This is a genomic window from Arthrobacter sp. 10T413_2 (genome assembly GCF_056394205.1).
Genome location: NZ_JBFTHK010000335.1, coordinates 1 through 1,622, shown reverse-complemented (window position 1 = coordinate 1,622; position 1,622 = coordinate 1). Strand labels below are relative to the sequence as shown.

General features: G+C 64.8%; 2 protein-coding genes and 1 pseudogene. All 3 read left to right on the top strand.

From position 1 onward, the window contains the following. Window positions 1-82: 82 nt before the first annotated feature. Window positions 83-421: an ArsR/SmtB family transcription factor gene (locus AC1DBQ_RS23240; protein ID WP_476930739.1), complete on the top strand. Its 339-nt coding sequence runs from the start codon at window positions 83-85 to the stop codon at window positions 419-421. Further along, window positions 421-867 carry an SRPBCC family protein gene (locus AC1DBQ_RS23235; RefSeq protein ID WP_476930738.1) on the top strand — a complete coding sequence of 149 codons (447 nt, stop codon included), beginning with the start codon at window positions 421-423 and terminating at the stop codon, window positions 865-867. The genes AC1DBQ_RS23240 and AC1DBQ_RS23235 overlap by 1 nt, the downstream gene beginning before the upstream one ends. Window positions 868-1,143: 276 nt before the next feature. Next, window positions 1,144-1,622: pseudogene (locus AC1DBQ_RS23230) on the top strand (hypothetical protein); the annotation flags it as partial.

Genomic DNA, 1,622 nt, shown 5'->3' with positions numbered 1-1,622 from the left:
ATGTGGTCCCGGCGCGGTCTCCATCCGAATACCGTCCAGCAACGTTTGACGCGTAGGCTTTTTTCCTACATAAAGTCGTACGGTGCCTGTCAGAACGAAAGACTCTCCGGCCGACCTGCTCTTTGGCGCGCTGGCCAACCCGACCAGGCGGGACATTCTTTTCCTCCTGCTTCGTGGCCCTCGAACTGCCGGCGAAATTGCGGAGCAGTTCGACATGGCCCGGCCCAGCGTGTCTGAGCACATGAAGGTCCTCCTGGATCGGCGCCTCGTTTCCGAGCAACGCGATGGCCGTGCGATCCGTTACACCTTGACGCCCGAGCCCCTGGCAGACGTCGCCTCGTGGTTGTCTMCGTTCGAGATGTTCTGGCGCGGCCGCCTGAAAGACCTGAACACCACCCTCGACAACCTCAAGGACCCATGATGTCAGCCACATTGACCGCGATTGAACTCGACGAATTTCTCCCCCACCCGCCCTCGAAGGTGTGGCGTGCGCTCACAGAACCGGACCTGATCGCCACGTGGCTCATGGAGAACGACTTCCAGCCGGTGGTCGGTCACCGATACACGATGCGGGGAACGCCGGTGCCTGCCGCAGGCTTCAGCGGCCTGGTCGCGAGCGAAGTGCTCGAAATCGATCCGGAAAGACTTCTGCGGATCTCCTGGCGGGATGCCAATGCCGGCAACAACCTGAGCAGTACCGTCACGTGGACGCTGGTCCCAGAAGGCAGCGGTACCCGCTTGTTCCTCGTGCATGAAGGATTTGACCCGGAGGAGCCCAGCCACGTGGTCGCCCACCGGATTATGGGCGGCGGCTGGCGCGGACAAATACTCCCACGACTCTCGGAGACTCTGGCACAGGCCACCTGAGCGGGGCTCCAGCCAACGTCACTGCTGCCCTGTCTGAACTCGCGCACCCAAACCTGGCCCGACTCTCCAAGGGTGCAAGGGCCGCTTGCAACATTGCCTCAGTAGAATCGGCACGATTGTTGGATATGCGGAGCGGCCCGAACACCAGCTCTCAAACGATTTTTGGTGATTAAGACAGCACCCGCGTCGAGAACAGGCCATGTCGCCATTTTTGTCGGTGGCTCCTGAGATGCTGTGGGTGTGGAGAGCAGAGCAGCCTCGGGCGTKGATGGCGGTATGGACGCCGKCGCGGACGCCAGGGCGGCGGTGGAGGCCGTTGCCGCGTCTGTTGCTGTGCTGGCTGCCTTGCTCGGGTCCGGCGCGGACCGGTCTGATCTGCCCGCCGCTGACCGGGAGGCCAATGCCGTGGGTGACTCTGATGCCGTGCGGGATGCTGATGCCCTGCGGGACGCTGATCCGTTGCGGGATCTGGCGGACGGGTTGCTGGACGGGTTGGCTGAGGTGGCCCGGTTGGAGGCCCGGACGGCGGCGCTGAAGGTGACGCTGGCCGCCGACTACGCGCAGGCGGCCAGGTTCCTGGCCCCGCCGGCGGGATCCGTGCGGGACCGCGCCGTCCAGGAGATGGCGCTGGTGGCCGAGGTGGCCTGTGTCCTGACCGTGAGCGAACGCACCGCCGGGGCGCTCTTGTCCGAGGCCCGGGCACTGACAACGGCACTCCCGCTATCCCTGGCGGCGTTGCGGGCCGGGACGATTTC

Bases quoted from the DNA above. Each gene is read 5' to 3' on its own strand.
- AC1DBQ_RS23235 (WP_476930738.1), top strand. From the start codon at position 421: ATGTCAGCCACATTGACCGCGATTGAACTCGACGAATTTCTCCCCCAC.